This window comes from Bilophila sp. T19-St14 (assembly GCF_059728385.1).
This window is the reverse complement of the sequence record NZ_BAAGFT010000002.1, coordinates 149,932-164,545: the sequence shown is the minus strand read 5'-3', so window position 1 is coordinate 164,545 and position 14,614 is coordinate 149,932. Positions and strand designations below refer to the sequence as shown.

At 49.3% G+C, this 14,614-nt stretch carries 16 protein-coding genes; 10 read left to right on the top strand and 6 right to left on the bottom strand.

Features of this window, described 5'->3' with window-relative positions:
- Positions 1-379 precede the first annotated feature (379 nt).
- A complete protein-coding gene (locus AC6I1V_RS15010) occupies positions 380-739 on the bottom strand; it encodes a YgiW/YdeI family stress tolerance OB fold protein (protein WP_486854197.1) in 360 nt (119 codons plus the stop codon).
- A gap of 645 nt (positions 740-1,384) precedes the next feature.
- On the opposite strand from AC6I1V_RS15010, the gene AC6I1V_RS15005 reads away from it, so the two are divergent.
- On the top strand, positions 1,385-1,888 hold the full coding sequence (locus AC6I1V_RS15005; protein ID WP_486854198.1) for a helix-turn-helix domain-containing protein: 504 nt from the start codon (positions 1,385-1,387) through the stop codon (positions 1,886-1,888).
- Between the two features lie 125 nt (positions 1,889-2,013).
- Here the strand turns inward: AC6I1V_RS15005 and AC6I1V_RS15000 are convergent, their stop codons facing one another.
- Both AC6I1V_RS15000 and AC6I1V_RS14995 read right to left on the bottom strand, forming a co-directional pair.
- A complete protein-coding gene (locus AC6I1V_RS15000; RefSeq protein ID WP_486854199.1) occupies positions 2,014-2,268 on the bottom strand; it encodes a hypothetical protein in 255 nt (84 codons plus the stop codon).
- A 523-nt stretch (positions 2,269-2,791) separates the two neighbouring features.
- Positions 2,792-3,799: an Rpn family recombination-promoting nuclease/putative transposase gene (locus AC6I1V_RS14995; protein ID WP_486854200.1), complete on the bottom strand. Its 1,008-nt coding sequence runs from the start codon at positions 3,797-3,799 to the stop codon at positions 2,792-2,794.
- Positions 3,800-4,042: 243 nt separating this feature from the next.
- On the opposite strand from AC6I1V_RS14995, the gene sugE reads away from it, so the two are divergent.
- Both sugE and AC6I1V_RS14985 read left to right on the top strand, forming a co-directional pair.
- Positions 4,043-4,357 (top strand): quaternary ammonium compound efflux SMR transporter SugE, encoded by a 315-nt coding sequence (gene sugE / locus AC6I1V_RS14990; RefSeq protein WP_486851160.1) that lies wholly within the window; start codon positions 4,043-4,045, stop codon positions 4,355-4,357.
- Between the two features lie 88 nt (positions 4,358-4,445).
- A complete protein-coding gene (locus AC6I1V_RS14985) occupies positions 4,446-4,952 on the top strand; it encodes a pyridoxamine 5'-phosphate oxidase family protein (RefSeq protein ID WP_497737166.1) in 507 nt (168 codons plus the stop codon).
- A gap of 124 nt (positions 4,953-5,076) precedes the next feature.
- On the opposite strand, the gene AC6I1V_RS14980 is transcribed toward AC6I1V_RS14985, so the two are convergent.
- Positions 5,077-7,326 (bottom strand): RepB family DNA primase, encoded by a 2,250-nt coding sequence (locus tag AC6I1V_RS14980; RefSeq protein ID WP_486855014.1) that lies wholly within the window; start codon positions 7,324-7,326, stop codon positions 5,077-5,079.
- Positions 7,292-7,663: a plasmid mobilization protein gene (locus AC6I1V_RS14975; RefSeq protein ID WP_486851216.1), complete on the bottom strand. Its 372-nt coding sequence runs from the start codon at positions 7,661-7,663 to the stop codon at positions 7,292-7,294. Before AC6I1V_RS14975 ends, AC6I1V_RS14980 begins: the two co-directional genes overlap by 35 nt.
- A 201-nt stretch (positions 7,664-7,864) precedes the next feature.
- On the opposite strand from AC6I1V_RS14975, the gene AC6I1V_RS14970 reads away from it, so the two are divergent.
- From AC6I1V_RS14970 to AC6I1V_RS14950, 5 genes are all read left to right on the top strand, one after another.
- Positions 7,865-8,200 carry a hypothetical protein gene (locus AC6I1V_RS14970; RefSeq protein ID WP_486851215.1) on the top strand — a complete coding sequence of 112 codons (336 nt, stop codon included), beginning with the start codon at positions 7,865-7,867 and terminating at the stop codon, positions 8,198-8,200.
- Between the two features lie 2 nt (positions 8,201-8,202).
- Positions 8,203-8,901, top strand: coding sequence for a nucleotide-binding protein (locus tag AC6I1V_RS14965; RefSeq protein ID WP_486851214.1), 699 nt, complete (start codon positions 8,203-8,205; stop codon positions 8,899-8,901).
- Position 8,902: 1 nt separating this feature from the next.
- Positions 8,903-9,508: a hypothetical protein gene (locus tag AC6I1V_RS14960; RefSeq protein WP_486854895.1), complete on the top strand. Its 606-nt coding sequence runs from the start codon at positions 8,903-8,905 to the stop codon at positions 9,506-9,508.
- 314 nt (positions 9,509-9,822) lie between these two features.
- Entirely contained in the window at positions 9,823-10,173 is a 351-nt protein-coding gene (locus tag AC6I1V_RS14955) for a LuxR C-terminal-related transcriptional regulator (RefSeq protein WP_486851212.1), read from the top strand.
- A gap of 1 nt (position 10,174) precedes the next feature.
- Positions 10,175-10,480: a helix-turn-helix transcriptional regulator gene (locus AC6I1V_RS14950; protein WP_486851211.1), complete on the top strand. Its 306-nt coding sequence runs from the start codon at positions 10,175-10,177 to the stop codon at positions 10,478-10,480.
- 8 nt (positions 10,481-10,488) lie between these two features.
- Here AC6I1V_RS14950 and AC6I1V_RS14945 read toward each other — a convergent pair whose 3' ends face one another.
- Positions 10,489-11,697 carry a tyrosine-type recombinase/integrase gene (locus AC6I1V_RS14945; RefSeq protein WP_486854894.1) on the bottom strand — a complete coding sequence of 403 codons (1,209 nt, stop codon included), beginning with the start codon at positions 11,695-11,697 and terminating at the stop codon, positions 10,489-10,491.
- Positions 11,698-11,933: 236 nt separating this feature from the next.
- Here AC6I1V_RS14945 and AC6I1V_RS14940 point away from each other — a divergent pair, with 236 nt between their 5' ends.
- Both AC6I1V_RS14940 and AC6I1V_RS14935 read left to right on the top strand, forming a co-directional pair.
- Positions 11,934-13,067, top strand: a complete 1,134-nt coding sequence (locus AC6I1V_RS14940; protein ID WP_487475109.1) for a sigma-54 interaction domain-containing protein — start codon at positions 11,934-11,936, stop codon at positions 13,065-13,067.
- 401 nt (positions 13,068-13,468) lie between these two features.
- Complete coding sequence (locus AC6I1V_RS14935; RefSeq protein WP_497737165.1) at positions 13,469-14,611, top strand: tyrosine-type recombinase/integrase; 1,143 nt, start codon at positions 13,469-13,471, stop codon at positions 14,609-14,611.
- Positions 14,612-14,614 lie beyond the last annotated feature (3 nt).

The following is a 14,614-nucleotide window of genomic DNA, read 5'->3' as shown; positions in this document are numbered from 1 at the left end:
ACTGCATAAGGAGGGAGGAAGAGCCAAAAGGCTGCTTTGGAAAAGACGACACCCTCCACCGCATAAGAACAGGTTATGACATGGAAAGATCGTTTATATTGCCCATGTTCAGCGGCGCATAGCCTGACGGGGCTGTATGGAAAATTCACCTACTGCCGATGACGGGGGAGCCATGTTCTCACAGAACTTACCGCGACAAAAGCCCATAAACCCTTTTTAGGATCAAAGGTAACCCAAGCCAATACGTAATCTGGGAATTCACTACGATGGATATATCTATTATACAGTAGAAAGGTAATGATAACGCAAACATTATTTAATAAAAATGCGGATAACCATTGTCATGATTACCCGCACTTTTTATACTAATTCAGTAAGTTTAGGATATTTTCTCAATATAGCGCACTCTCAAATGGACATCCATATGTTCAGGTCTTTTTTTACCTCCAATTTCACCTGTTATGCGGACTGTATTTTCTGGGGTAACTTCAACTTGTCCAAAAACATGTGGAGGAATATCAATCACCATTGTTCCTGTATTGTCAGAAAACTCATATCTGTTTCTTTCAAGATGCTTTATAATTTTCCCTTCTAAAACACAGGTCGTTGTCTCACCAGAGGAGATTGCCTGTTGCACATTGCCGACAGGCATACTGGATTCACTCGGCCCATTGAAACCTGCGAAAGAAGTTCCATACATCAATAAAAAGAACAGAACAAGGCTTGTAACAATTTTCATTGTTTCCTCCTTATAGAATAATAAAGAAAAATGCTACAGTCCCTAAACTCGCTCTTAGAATAAACAAAGCATGGTGAATATGACATTTTATCCCGTGGAACAATCGTGATTTATGTCTCATCAGGAGCAACCGAATTTAAAAATGGTAATTTGATTGAATCCGCTATAGCGATTCCGAGCGCTTTTGTCAATAACCCCTATTTCCAGAAAGGTATCAGCCTGGCGGGAGTGAATAGATAAACACTCTCTGGAGCATATTGGAACATGCGGGGCCGCTCAACTAACATGACGTGCGCTTTCGGGTGCCCTTAGCATTCGCTTTCCATGCCTGCCACTCTTATGCTGCCGCTGGAAAAAATTCCCAAAGAGTTTTCTTCCCGCTCGACACACAAATATCCTGCTGTGAAGGAAACAAACTACAGGATGTCATAATCCAACACCATTGAACACGTAACAAGCACTCTACTTTGTTTTTTCAGATATACAATTCGTTCACTTTATTCTTAAGAGGTACATTTTACTATACTATAATCTTAATATATTTGAATTATTGCTATCCATTTCCTTCCCTTTTAAAGGTTCAAGATATTTTACCCCATTCAATGGGCGTAATTCTTTAACCTTTTATAATAGGGGAGCGTCAATATGTTGAATTACAAAACAATGACAGCAAAAGAAGCAATCCGCACAGCCAAAGAGGAAAGCGGCCTTACCGCCGAACAAATCGCTCAACGTCTCAATGTGTCAATCTCCCTCATCAGACGTTATCTCAAAGAGGATGACAACTACTTTCCAGGGCTGGAGATGCTACCACGCTTATGTCTTGCCCTAGGCAACTCTCTACTGCTGGACTGGGCAATGGCCAAAATCAAACAGGAGTGCGATGAAAAGAGAGAAGAAATACTTGTATCTCTAACACATTCTATAAATATATTGGAAGAGGCCCGACTCCTTATTATGAAAACAGAAACACTCACTTGCTGGGAAGAGGAAGCAATACAAACCGCACTGGATGAAACAGATATGGAATGTCACAAAGTAAGAGAGCTTTTGCCGCAGAAAAAATGCAGTTGCAGTAGAAAGAAAAGATTTTGGTGCCCACTGTGGAAATTCTGGCAAAAATGTTTTTATGGAAACCAGAGAAAGTAAGGTGGTAGTTCATATTTATTTTATATTTATGCAACATTAAAATATTTACTCACAAAACATTATCTTAATTTTTTAAACAAAAGACTGGAGACCTATTGGTTCTCCAGTCTTTATATATCCACCCTTTACATCATTATGATATTCCACAAATGCAACGCTTTATCGATAGCCTCCTTAGGGGAAAGGTCAGGCTCCGCACCGATAAACCAACATGCCGCAGTAAGGATGCTCTCCTCTTTCTGAGTATTTTCAATATTGTACTGTTTAATCATTTCAGCAAGTTGACGTGCATCACCCACAGCATCCTCAAGAGAAAGAGATGGATACCTACAGGCAATTTCGCAAGCTCCCATCATGAGTTTTTCCAAACTGTTATCCACTGTTTTCTCCTTATCTTAAAAATAGATAAAGAGTATACTATAACATGCGGCATCATTGCCACCGTGTTTTTTTATGTATGCAAAAAATATCATGGCAGAGAGTCAGTTGTAACCCATTATGGGGACTACCCCATTATATTCTATCTCAAATTAAAATATCAGATATTATTAGTGGTTACAATAAATTATAGATTTTTCACAGATAAACGGAACAGAAGTATGTCATAGGAACCTTTTGTTGGCTTTTTCTTCGTACACATACCATATGTAAAGTCCCAGAGAAGGATCTCCGGGACTTTTATCATGCTTCAAGTTGTTGAGGTCGCCCGTTTTGCTGTCCTTTTCAGGCTCTGCCAAGTTGCGCACTCAATTTTCCGACGCCCTTCAAAGAGGTTGTATCGTCAATCGTGCAGTTACCTCTTCGTTTCAGGAAGGTCTTTTAACCTTTTGATAGTCAGAATCACAATAAGAAAAATGCCGCCCGTAAAAGTACAAGCGGCATCATATGTTACTGGATATACAACTACATCAGTTTAGTGTCGTCTTTTTTGAGCTGGTCAATAAACGCCTGCAACGATTCCGCGTGGTATGCGGAAAGCGTCAGTTTCCGCAGGGCATTTGAATCAGATGAATTCGCAATATATGAAGTCACGGATTGGGGAAGCGTGCCAAAACGGGCCTCCAGCAAATCCCGCAAGGCCAACCCTATGCCTTCAGCCTTTCCTTCAGCCTTCCCAATCATCACACCTTGTCTAATATATTCATCTTTCCACTGAGCTGCACGTTCTTCCAACATGGCGTCCACCTCCCGCAAATCCTGAAATTCGGGAATTTCTTCTGTTATTCCAGAGCGTTTAAGGACAACACGGCCCAACCATACTGTAAACGCCCGACGTAAAGACAGGTATTCAGGCCCATGAAGCCGGGCTATCAATTCCCTGACTATCCGCCGAACCTGTTCAGGCTCCTGCGCCCGCTCCAGTCTCAGGAGCTGTGCGACCAGGCCCTTGCTTTTATCCAGTTCTTCTCCCGGCACTCGGCTTTCGTCCAGCAAAAAATGCCGATGTTGAGGACGATAATACTTCAAACTCTCCGGCATGGGAGCGAACAAGGCCGCCACTTCCTGAGGCGCTTTCCATGCCTTGCCTCCATTGTATATAACAATGGGGAACACCGGAGGCAAGCCTTCGTTTTCACGTACATTTCCCGTCTTGACGAGATCAAGCAGAAGCAGGGTCGTATAGGACAGCGTTCTCAGGGCCATCCAGTGGTCGGGCGTGCTCTGGAACTCCAGAAGCAACGCCACATAGCACCAGGAACCCTTTTTCCAGCCGACACGCCAGACAATATCGTCATGGCGTTCCCGCAGGTCGTCCGTCACATAACTGCCCGAACAGCGTTCAAGCGTCGAAAAATCCAGGTCGGCGATGAAATCGGCAGACACAAAATCCCTCAACAATGATTCCACCATTTCGGGATTGCTGAAAAACTGCTTATACGCCGAATCATGCGGCATTCGTTCTTTTCCCATGTGAATATCCTATCCGAGTAATGCTTGATGAGCAAGATGCCGAACACATGTTTTACCTGTTATTTCCTCATGCTATAAAACATAAGTCTCGTGAGGCAACGCTGCGGCACGATGCCGTGAATGAACCAGTTCCCTTGACAAAATAACTATGTATAATTATTATATGAAATATTTTTTTGACGAGAGGACGACTTCTCGTTTGATGTTCATGGGGACGACCCCGAAAGCAAACGAGAGGAATTTATGGCTTGGGCATACCTTTTCGTCGCCGGACTCCTTGAAATCGGATGGGCCATAGGTCTTAAATATTCACATGGCTTTACCCGTATCTTCCCGTCAATCATCACCATTGCTCTTTTTGGATTGAGCTTCTTTCTTCTTGCGCACTCCATGAAAACGCTCCCCTTGGGAACAGCCTATGCCGTATGGACAGGTATCGGTTCCGTCGGGGCCGCCCTGTTGGGCATCATTCTATTTGCAGAGCCGGTATCCGCCCTGCGTATTTCCTGCATCGCGCTTATTATTTTGGGAATCATCGGTCTCAAAATATCAAGCTGAGCTTTGTAAAACAACTTTGCTGTAATATATCAATATAACAAAGTATATTACAGATTCATTCTATGATACGTACATGTGGAGGCTATGCATGTTCTGTGAATTGCGCAGAAAAAAACAGCAACTTTCCGAACAGGAATGTACACAGATTCTTGATAAAGAACTTTCAGGAGTGTTGGCGACTTTTGGCGATGAAGGCTATCCCTATATTGTCCCCCTTAATTACTACTATGAGAACTCAAAAGTCTATTTTCACTGCGCGAAAACAGGACATAAAATAAACACCATAAAAAAAAATAGCAATGTTTCATTCTGCGTCGTAAGTAAGGAAACTATTCTGCCTGAGGCATACGCAACATCTTTTCGGAGCGTCATTGTCTTTGGAAAAGTACGTATCATCGAAGACGACGAGCAAAAACGTGTTGCTATACGCAGGATTGCAAAAAAATATGCGCCTAAAAACAGCGAACAACGATTGCATGACGAAATCGCAAGGGACTGGCAATCCCTCTGCATACTTGAATTGACGATTGAACATATGAGCGGAAAGGAGTCTCTTGATCTTGCCAGAATGAAACGGGACGGGCAGAGGTCGTAATCTAGCGGGCAATCCTCTGAAAAGCGGTTTTCCTGCCGTATCACAAAGCCGGATAGAAGCCCGACATGCTGGGGTTCTGTCCGGCTTCATATCTTATCAATACATAAATTCAAAATCAGTCGGTTTATCGTAACCTCCCTCTTATCCGTTCTTTTTCCTTTATCCCTTCAATCTTCCTCCATAATTTCCGATGCTGTGCGTTTCGCTCCAAATCCCTGTCTCCTGCCGGGCCGAAGGCGTAATCCGCCGTGCGCTCGGCGTACCGCTGCCAGTTACGCCCGGTCGGGGAATCCCGAATGGTCGGGGCACAAATACGGATGGTTTCTTCCACACTCTCCCGACTATGACCGTTGGAGCGCATCCGCAAGGCAATCATGGCGTCCACGCGAGAATAGTCCTCAATGGTCAGATGCCTGCGGATATTTTCCAGATGCGTATAATAAGCGGCTTCCGGGTCGCCGGGCCTCACGCCCGGCATTGGGAATGTCCGACGCTCGGCCTGGCGCTTCTTGGCGGCCTCCGCGTACTCATGATCAATCCTTCTGGCCAGAGCCAGCGCCTTGCCGCACTCCCGGCGCTCCGCAAACAACAGCTTCACCTGGGGATAGCCGCCATCTTCCCGCCGATGTTTGGGCTTGCGGTTCTCAAAGCCCGGCGCACGGTGGGGGTGGATGCAGCCGCAGAGCTTTTTGTCGCCGTACTCCCGATTCAGGCGTTCCGTGATGCGGTTGCCCACGTCCCGGTCAAACTCCGTGCCCAGCTTGGGAATGGTCAAGAGGCATTGATAATTGCCCGGCGAGCTTTCCAACACCACGGCGGGGCGAAAGCCGTCCTCCTGTAACCTCTTCAAACTCTCGCGGGTCATGTCGTCGATAAGGATGTGATGCCGGTCATCCGATAACGGCGTGTAGTAGATATTTTCACCCCTCTTCTGGAAACGCAGCATTTCCGGCATGTGGGCCTCCAGTTCTTCCGAGGAAAAGCCTCTTGTCATGCCGCCTTTCTTGTCCAGAATGAAAGTCTTCTTACTGCCGTCCTCATCCATTTTTATGCAGGTTACGCGATAGCGATCCGCGTTCACGGCAACGGCATATTTCCTGAATTCTGTGATTTCCCGCATGACTTCCGCTCCTTTTTCCGGCCTTTGGACAGACGGCGGGGTGTGTCTCGCCTGTTCCCATGCCGCGCGGTGTCGCCAGCGGTCGGCCTGTTGGAACAGTCCCTGCGTTCGCAACCAGGTTTCAAAACGCGGCTTGCCGCCACGCGCCTTTTTCCGGCCTGAACGCAGAGAACGCCGTTCCGCTCTCTGCTGCGCCATCAGACAATGCCGGGCGATATTCAAAACAGGTAGACCGTAACGGGCCAGACGGGAGAGCGCCCTTTTTCGCTCGAACCTGTGCCGCTCCTTCATGTGGACAAGCCCGATACTCTCCCCTGCTCCGGCTTTTTTCGGCACTCCGGCGAACTCTTTCTGATAGGCTTTCCATTCTTCGAGATTGACGGAACTCACCGGCTCCGGGGCAGCCTTTTCCAGAACATCGGGGTAGGTTCCTTCTTCAAAGTCGCCCAACTTTTTGCACAGCTTTCCCATGCTGAACGCACGATCTACAGAGGACGCCTTCACAGCGATTTCACTCACAAAGATGACGGCCCCGGAACCTTTTTTCTCGAAACGCAAACCGACTCCCGCCAGTTTTTCATGCAGTTCAGCCCACGACCGCGCGTTTTTTATAATGTCGTGCCCGCGTTCCTGCGCAATGCGCTGGGCGGATTTTTCGCCGGTGGCATGTTCAAAATCCAGCGCGGCCTGCTTCGGCTTTATCTCACGGGCAGTTCTTCTTCGCACCAGCTCGCCATCTTCCAATACCGCGTACATAGAATTTTCTTCACCGGCCCATCCCTGTTTGTGTTCAATGAACGCCACGATTTTATGCGCTTCCCGGATATCGAAACCTCTGTGCGGCTGCACAACTTTTCCGCTATCCGGGTTCATACGATTGACCGCAATATGGAGATGATAATTGTCCGTATCGTAGTGCAGCCCATAGACAGTCTGGTGTCCGGTCAAGCCCATCCTTTCAAGAAAAACATCCACCAATTCCTCCACCTGTTCTCTGGTGGGCTGTTCACTTTCCTGCCAGGAAAACATCCAGTGCTGTACCGGCATATTGCTGTGCGCGGACTCCCGCGCAAGGGCAATCATTTCCATCTTCTGACCGGTATGGGTCGCTGAAAGAAAACCTCTGCCGCCCGCGTATTCGATTTTCTCCTGCGGGTTTTTGTTGTGGGGGTAACGGATGTAATCCACGAGGTCGCCTATCTGCCACGCCTTGGGCTTTTCAGCCTTCGTATTCTTGATTTTCTTGACAATCATAATGACAACGCAGCGAAATTTTCTGGATGGCCCATGTCAGATTTCGCAGGGCTTCCTCCTGCCTTTCAAAAACATCCGGGGGAGCTTTGGCCTGCCGAAGCGTCTCAAAATTGTGCTTGAGCAACCCGCCGATACGCCTCAATTCCGCGATGGTGTTCAAATCCGTATGGGCGGCAATTCTGCCTCCGAAAAAACGCCGCCTCATGTATTCCGACAGAGATAATCCGGCGATTTCCGCCTGCTCCGTGAGGCGCGTTTTTTCCCTTTCGGTGACGCGGATGGTCACCCATTTCCGCGCGGCGGTTCGTCCGTCGCCTTCCTTTTTTCTGCCTTTCATGTCTTATGCCTTTGAAATGCGAGAAGCGAAGCGCCGAGCATTTCGGGAGTCCAGAGGGCGTCAGCCTTCTGGCAGGATGGTAGTTGGGCGTAGCACAACTACCATCCTGCCACGAAGAACCCGTATCGTGCAGTGGTAAAATTATGAAAAAATATATCCTTGGTGTATGTTGCTTATAATTTCCCCCAAGGAGGCAGAAACATGGCTTCAAGCAAAAAAATCCGGCCGGAACAGCTCACAAGAGCCAGAAAACTGCTTCATGATTTGCCAGAGAAGGAAGATGGAAAAACCAGACCTGAAGCCGCTGAATTTCTTGAGAGTGACTTCAGAAAAGCTCTTGATAAAGGGTACAGTCCAAAAGAACTCAGCCAGCTTCTGAAAAACGAGGGAATCATTATTCCCGCGTATCTTATCAAACGCTATTTCCGTGAAACTGCGGACGCTCCTCGTCAAAAAAAGTCTCAGGCGTCCGCGCAAAAAACGGCTCCGGCAAAACAATCTTTTATCGTGCCGGATTTACCGGATGAGGAGTTATGAGCATGAATGCGTCAATTTTCTATGTCGGCGGCAGTAAAGGCGGGGTCGGAAAAAGCAAACTTGCTTTTGCCTTAATCGACTACCTTCTTGATGAAGAAAAGCAGGTAGTTTTATTGGAAACCGATACCTCGAACCCTGATGTTTTCAAGGCGCACCAGCCGCATGAAAACGATAGACTGATATGCAAAGAAGCGGACTTGGACAGCGCAGATGGTTGGATAGAACTTGTCAACGCCGCCGACGAATTTCCCAACCATTATCTGGTGATAAATTCAGCGGCCAGAAGCAATATCGGCCTTGCCAAATATGGGGCTACTCTACGGGAAACTCTGGCTGAACTGGACAGAAATCTTCTGACATTCTGGATTATCAACCGACAGCGGGACTCCATCGAATTGTTACGCGGCTTCCTGAATGTCTTCCCCGATGCCTTGGTTCATGTCTGCCGAAATCTGTACTTTGGTGAACCTGAAAAATTTGAAAGGTACAACAGTTCAAAGTCCAGAGAACTTATTGAACGCAAAGGGCAGACTCTGGATTTTCCCGATTTGGGAGATCGGGTAGCCGACAAGTTGTATTCCGGCAGAATGTCCATCAGAAAAGCACTCACCGAGTTACCTATTGGAGATCGGGCGGAGTTACGACGCTGGAAAATTGCCTGTGCGGAAATGTTCCGTAAAGCTCTCAGTGTGGAGGAATAACATGGAAGGAGAAACTCTTGCCCGTTTGGAAAAGCTGCTTGGCCGCGAACTCAAAAACGCGGAAAAAACACGACTGCAACGGATACAGGATATTTTGAAAATCGGCCCCAATGACGCCTTGTGGAGCATCATTGTGGCACTGGAATATCAGCGCACTTACTATGAAGAACTACCGGAAAAAATTCGTGAGGTTTCGATGGAGGCCATCACGGAACTTACGAAGGTTACGAAAAAATCCACCATCCAACCTGGAAGCACACGAGAAGAAAAAGAGCCGAATCTGGTAAAGCACCTTTCCATAAAAACCCTCATCCCAATATGCCTTCCCTGGGGAACCTCTATACTCTGCCTGTTACTACTGTATGGAAGTCTATCCATGTGGGCAGGTTTTTCCATTGGCTACGGACAACCCCTGCCGCCTGTATTGCTCTTGAAAATGCCGGTGGGTCTTCTTATTGGGATGCTCTGCATGGTGGGAAGCATATTCGCGGGAATTTTGGCCGCAAAAACCTTTAGCGAGGGAGGCGGGTCATGGCGTAAACAAGCATTCATAGCGATGGGGCTACTTGTACCAAGCGTATGGAGCATAACCGTTTCTATCTTTTAAATAATACATAAATTCAATGGATTAAACATTAAGAACAGCCTTTTCATACACCTTTTAAGGTGCTTTGAAAGGGCTATTTTTCGACATTGCTGAAAACTCCCCAATTTCAAAGATTCCCTTGTTTACGAGCTTGTTGAAAACGGATTTTTCAATTTACATAATCTTACCACTGCCCCTCGAAAATCCGCCATGCTACAGCTTATATCCGAATACCGATTTTGCGGAGGTTGTAGCCATGAAAAGACTTTCGACTCGACAGCGGCAAATCGTCATGCTGATGATCCAAGGTAAGTGTCCCAAAAGAGATTGCCCGCATGTTATCTATTCAGCGCACAACAGTTTATAGGCATCAGGCGACTGTCAGAAAATTATATGGTGTGCATGGAAGCATCGAACTCATGCGGGCAATAGCTTCAGAGTTGGCTACAAACATATCTGAACTTACGCTCACATCACGAGGAAAAGAGGTTTTTAAACTTGTCTTAGATGGTAAAACTATTTCTGAAATATCACAACTACTCTGCATAAGTTTCAGTGGCGTACTGCGCCATAGAGAAAAAATGCTAGAAGAAAATGCTTGTCGTAGCATGAACGAACTTATAGCAAAATACTATGGCCTTTTCTCTAGTTCTTCTTCTGAAACTACACATTGCACGGGAAACTGATATGCTCACAGAGAAACAGACTATCATCGTAACGACACCGGAAGAACTACTACCACTCATAACTGAGGCCGTTCGTGCCGCAGGATGTGGACAACCATCCAATATTCCTGATAATTATCACAAAAGATTGCTTGCTCCCAAAGATGTGGAAAGAGAATTTGGCATCCACCAAAAAACTCTCGCATACTGGCGGCAAGAAAGCGTTGGCCCGGCATATACGAGCTTTGGCAGGCGTGTCTTCTATGAGCGCGCTGTACTGGAAGAGTATATTGCCTCTGGACGTATCCAAACTTCGGAATCAAAATGATGATGTTCTCAGGCCGCCAGCATATCCTCTATAATCGAAAGTTTTTCGTTTTCCTGCCCTGGGAAAAGGTGAGCGTATCTCATCGTCATGGTGATGTTCTTATGACGCATGAGCTTTTGCAGCTCCATAAGCGTGACCTTGCCGGACTGAGCCAACCAGGATGCGAAGGTATGTCTCATGGTATGCAGGGTAACGGCGTACAGACTATCACCGTCCTTCGGGGCCAGATTGAGCTTTCTGACGGCAGTCTGGAAGCAGGCGGGCGTCTTGGTGAACGCTGCTTTCTTGCGGGGCTGCTGGAAGATGGGTTCCGCAGGTTTGCGTTTGTACGCCTGGAGCATCCTGATCATGTCCTCCGGTACTCGAACGAAAACCCGCTTGCCTCCTTTCTGAATGATATAAAGGCCGCAGGCGTTGGCATCCACATCCTGTCCGCGCAACTTGAAAATTTCTGTGGGCCGGAGTCCGGTTCGCAGGGAAAGCAGGGCCATGTCATGCAACTGCGGATGCCGTTTTTCAAGGTCGTCCAGAAGGGCCTTGGCCTCTTCCCGTGTCAAGAAGCGCAATCTTTCATTGTTGGCTTTGACCATTTTCCATGTACCGCCCTTGGTGGACAACGGGTTGACTCCGCTCCACATGCCGGTGGCGACAGCACGATTTATGGCGGAACGCATGAACGAGAAGATGTTGTTCACGGTCTGTCCGGCCAGAGTTTTCCGTTTCCGCGTCTTGATATTGGACTTTCCTGCGGCTTTTTTGGGCTTTGTATTCCCGGTGGGCGTCTTCAGGAGCTGCGCCTTGAGACTGGAAAGCAGATTCGGGGTCAGCTCGACAACGGGCAGAGCGTGAATTTTGTTCTTGAGGTGGGCGTTATATTGACTGTAGTGCTGGTCAACGTATTTCCCTTCGCTCCTGCCCCATTCAAGATAGGCATCCACCAAGTCCCCGATGGTGACTTTATCCCGATTAATGGGGTTGACGCCGGTGACCTCAAACTCGGCAAGGAACTTTGCCCGCTCCTTTCTGGCCGTAGCCGGACGGATGCCCTTGCTGTGCCTGCCGACGGTTTTCCAGTGTCCCTTACCCTCGTGGTCTGCGTACCAGAAGCAGTAGATTTTGTCGTACTCTCCGGTGCGCGGATCGCGCTTGGCGGACTGACGGAAGAAGACACCCTCGAACTTGGTCTTTATGTATTTTCTTTCAGTTTCGCTACTCATATGAGCAGGTTAGAGGATACGACGAAAGAAGGCAAGATGCTTATCCAAAACTTATCCAAAATAGGTTTCCAGGATAAAATTTTTAACGATAATATATTGAATTTAATAATTATTTATCTCTTACTATTGGCAATATGTGACCGAGAGAGAGAGAGACGCCCGGATCCGCCCACAGGGAACATCAGCGGCTGTGCCTCGCCCTCGACGTGGGCGAGCCCTATCCGTGGCTTCTTTATATGGACAGCGCCTTCACCAGCGGCATGTTCCAGCACCTCTCCCCGGCCCTGCTCCACGATCTGGCCCGCCTGTTCGCGGCGGAAGTCCGGTCGGGCCTCCGGCTTGAGCTCGTCCGTACCGAAGAAGCCAGCCAGCAGCAGGATCGCCTTCTTGCCATTACCCGCCAGAAAGACGGCGACATGCTCCCGGTCATTGGGGAGGGCCTGCGCGCCTCCCTCGAACAGGCCCAACGGGTAGGCGTAACCGACGCCCCCGTGCTCATCCTCGGCGAAACCGGCGTAGGCAAGGAAATCATGGCCCGGAGCATCCACCAGATCAGCCTGCGGAGCGGGCCGTTTGTGGTGGTGCATCCGGCGAGTATGCCGGAATCCCTTTTCGAGAGCGAATTCTTCGGCTATGAGCGCGGCGCGTTCACCGGGGCCATCCGGCAGAAAATCGGCTTCTTCGAGCTTGCCGATCAGGGTACGCTCTTTATCGACGAAGTGGGCGAAATCCCGCCGCTCATCCAGACCAAGCTCCTGCGGGTTCTTCAGGATCAACGCTTCATGCGTCTGGGTGGCACGCGGGAAATCCTCTCCCGGTTCCGGCTCGTGGCCGCAACCAACCGCGATCTGTGGAAAGAGGTACGGGAGGGGCGGTTCCGTGAAGACCTGCTGTACCGCATCTCCGTAGTCCCCCTGACCATCCCGCCCTTGCGCCGGCGCAGGCAGGACATCCCCGGCCTCGTGCAGTCCTTCATCGAATATTTCGCCCGCCGTCACGACAAGCATCCCCTGCCGCTCTCTCCTGAGCAACTGCGCCGCCTGTGCGCATACGACTGGCCCGGCAACGTGCGCGAACTCAAAAACGAGGTTGAGCGTGCGGTCATCCTGAATAATTCCGGGCAGCTTGATTTCGTGCTCGGAACCTCTCCCGACCCGCATCAAGCCGCCGATCGCCCGTCCCCTTTCCTTGAGGCCGTCGCGGATGTCCCAACGCTCTCCGAGCTTGAGGAGCGGTATCTGCGCCACATCATGGAACGTACCAAAGGCCGCGTGCGCGGGCCCAACGGCGCGGAGGCCCTGCTCAGGATGAAGCGTTCCACCCTGTACGCCAAGCTCAAGAAGTACGGCATCCCCTGCGGCTCGGCATAAGCGGGGGGGGCCTCCGGCGGCAAGGGGCTGCCGCCCCTTGACCCTGCCCGGGGTGCGAGCCGCACCCCGGACCCCGGCGTGAAAGGCCGTGACAGCCATTTTGACAGACCTTGCCCCACTTTTACTAGAATATATATTTCACATAGTTATTTCACTTTTTCTTTTCTAAAAAGCCGCCGACTTCGATTGGACTTTATGCCGTTTGTGGGGCATAGTGTGGGGCAGATGAAAGCGGCTATTTTCGCCGTTATCAAGGAATTAATGCCCATCCTATCCTGTATATGTGGGGGCATAGCACACCCAAAGAGGTCAAGGGCAATATGGCAAGCAGAAAAAGACAGGCGGTCGTAGGCTATGCAGGCGTGTATTTTGTTGAAGTCCCCCGTTCCACAGGGCATGGGATGGAAAAGGTCTATTATGTTCGATACCGTAAACAGGGAAAGCTCATCGAGGAGAAAGTCGGAGGACAATACCGCGACAATATGACCGCCGCCAAGGCCTCCAGCATCCGTGGTTTACGCATGGAAGGCAAAGACGCCTCCAATGAGGAAAAACGCGCTGCTGTTCGCGCCGCAAAGATGGCTGAAGAATCACGATACAGTTTCGACAGGCTGTGGAGCCTGTTCGAGGAAGCCAAAAGTTCCAATCGCTCCATCAAGGATGATCGCATCCGCTTCAACCTTCATATCGCTCCTTCTCTGGGGACGAAAAGCATTCCCGAACTGACCATTCACGACATAGACAAGTTACGCGCCAAACTGGAAAAAGCGGGAAAATCGCCACAAACAGTCAAGCATGTTCTGACATTGGTCAAACGTATCCTGAATTTCGCCTTGCAGAAAGGCTATGTTGATTCCATTCCCAGCACTCTCCGCATCACCATGCCCACAGTGGACAACAAGGTCACGGAGAATCTTACCCCGGAACAAGTCCAAAATCTGCTGAAGGCGTTGGACGAAGAGCCGGATCAGACGCTGGCTTCCCTTGTGCGTCTGGCGCTGTTCACCGGGATGCGTCGTAGCGCCCTTCTCAATCTGCAATGGGAAGACCTTGATTTTGAGCGGGGATTCATCACGTTGCGAGGCTCGGTCGCCAAGAAAGGCAAAACAGAGACTATACCCATGAATGACCAGGCACGGGCTATTCTGACCGCTCTGCCACAGACCAGAAGCCCCTACGTTTTCCCCGGTCGGTATGACGACAAGCCGAGGGGCAATATTACGGATATGCTCAAGCGTGTGAAAGAGAAGGCCGGATTGCCCGAATCGTTTCGCCCCCTGCATGGCCTGCGCCATTCCTTTGCCTCGTGGCTGGCCAGCTCCGGGCAGGTTTCCATGTACGAGCTGCAAAAATTGCTGACCCATTCCAGCCCGCAGATGACCCAACGCTACGCTCATTTGCATGATGACGCGCTGAAAAAGGCTTCCGGTGTGGCCGGGGCGCTGTTTGACTCGGTGCGGCCCCCTTCTCAAGGGGATAAGGATGCGGTAGAAGCAGAACAACCAGCATCCAAGGCAATCAGCAAGAAAAACCGTTCAGAATAACAG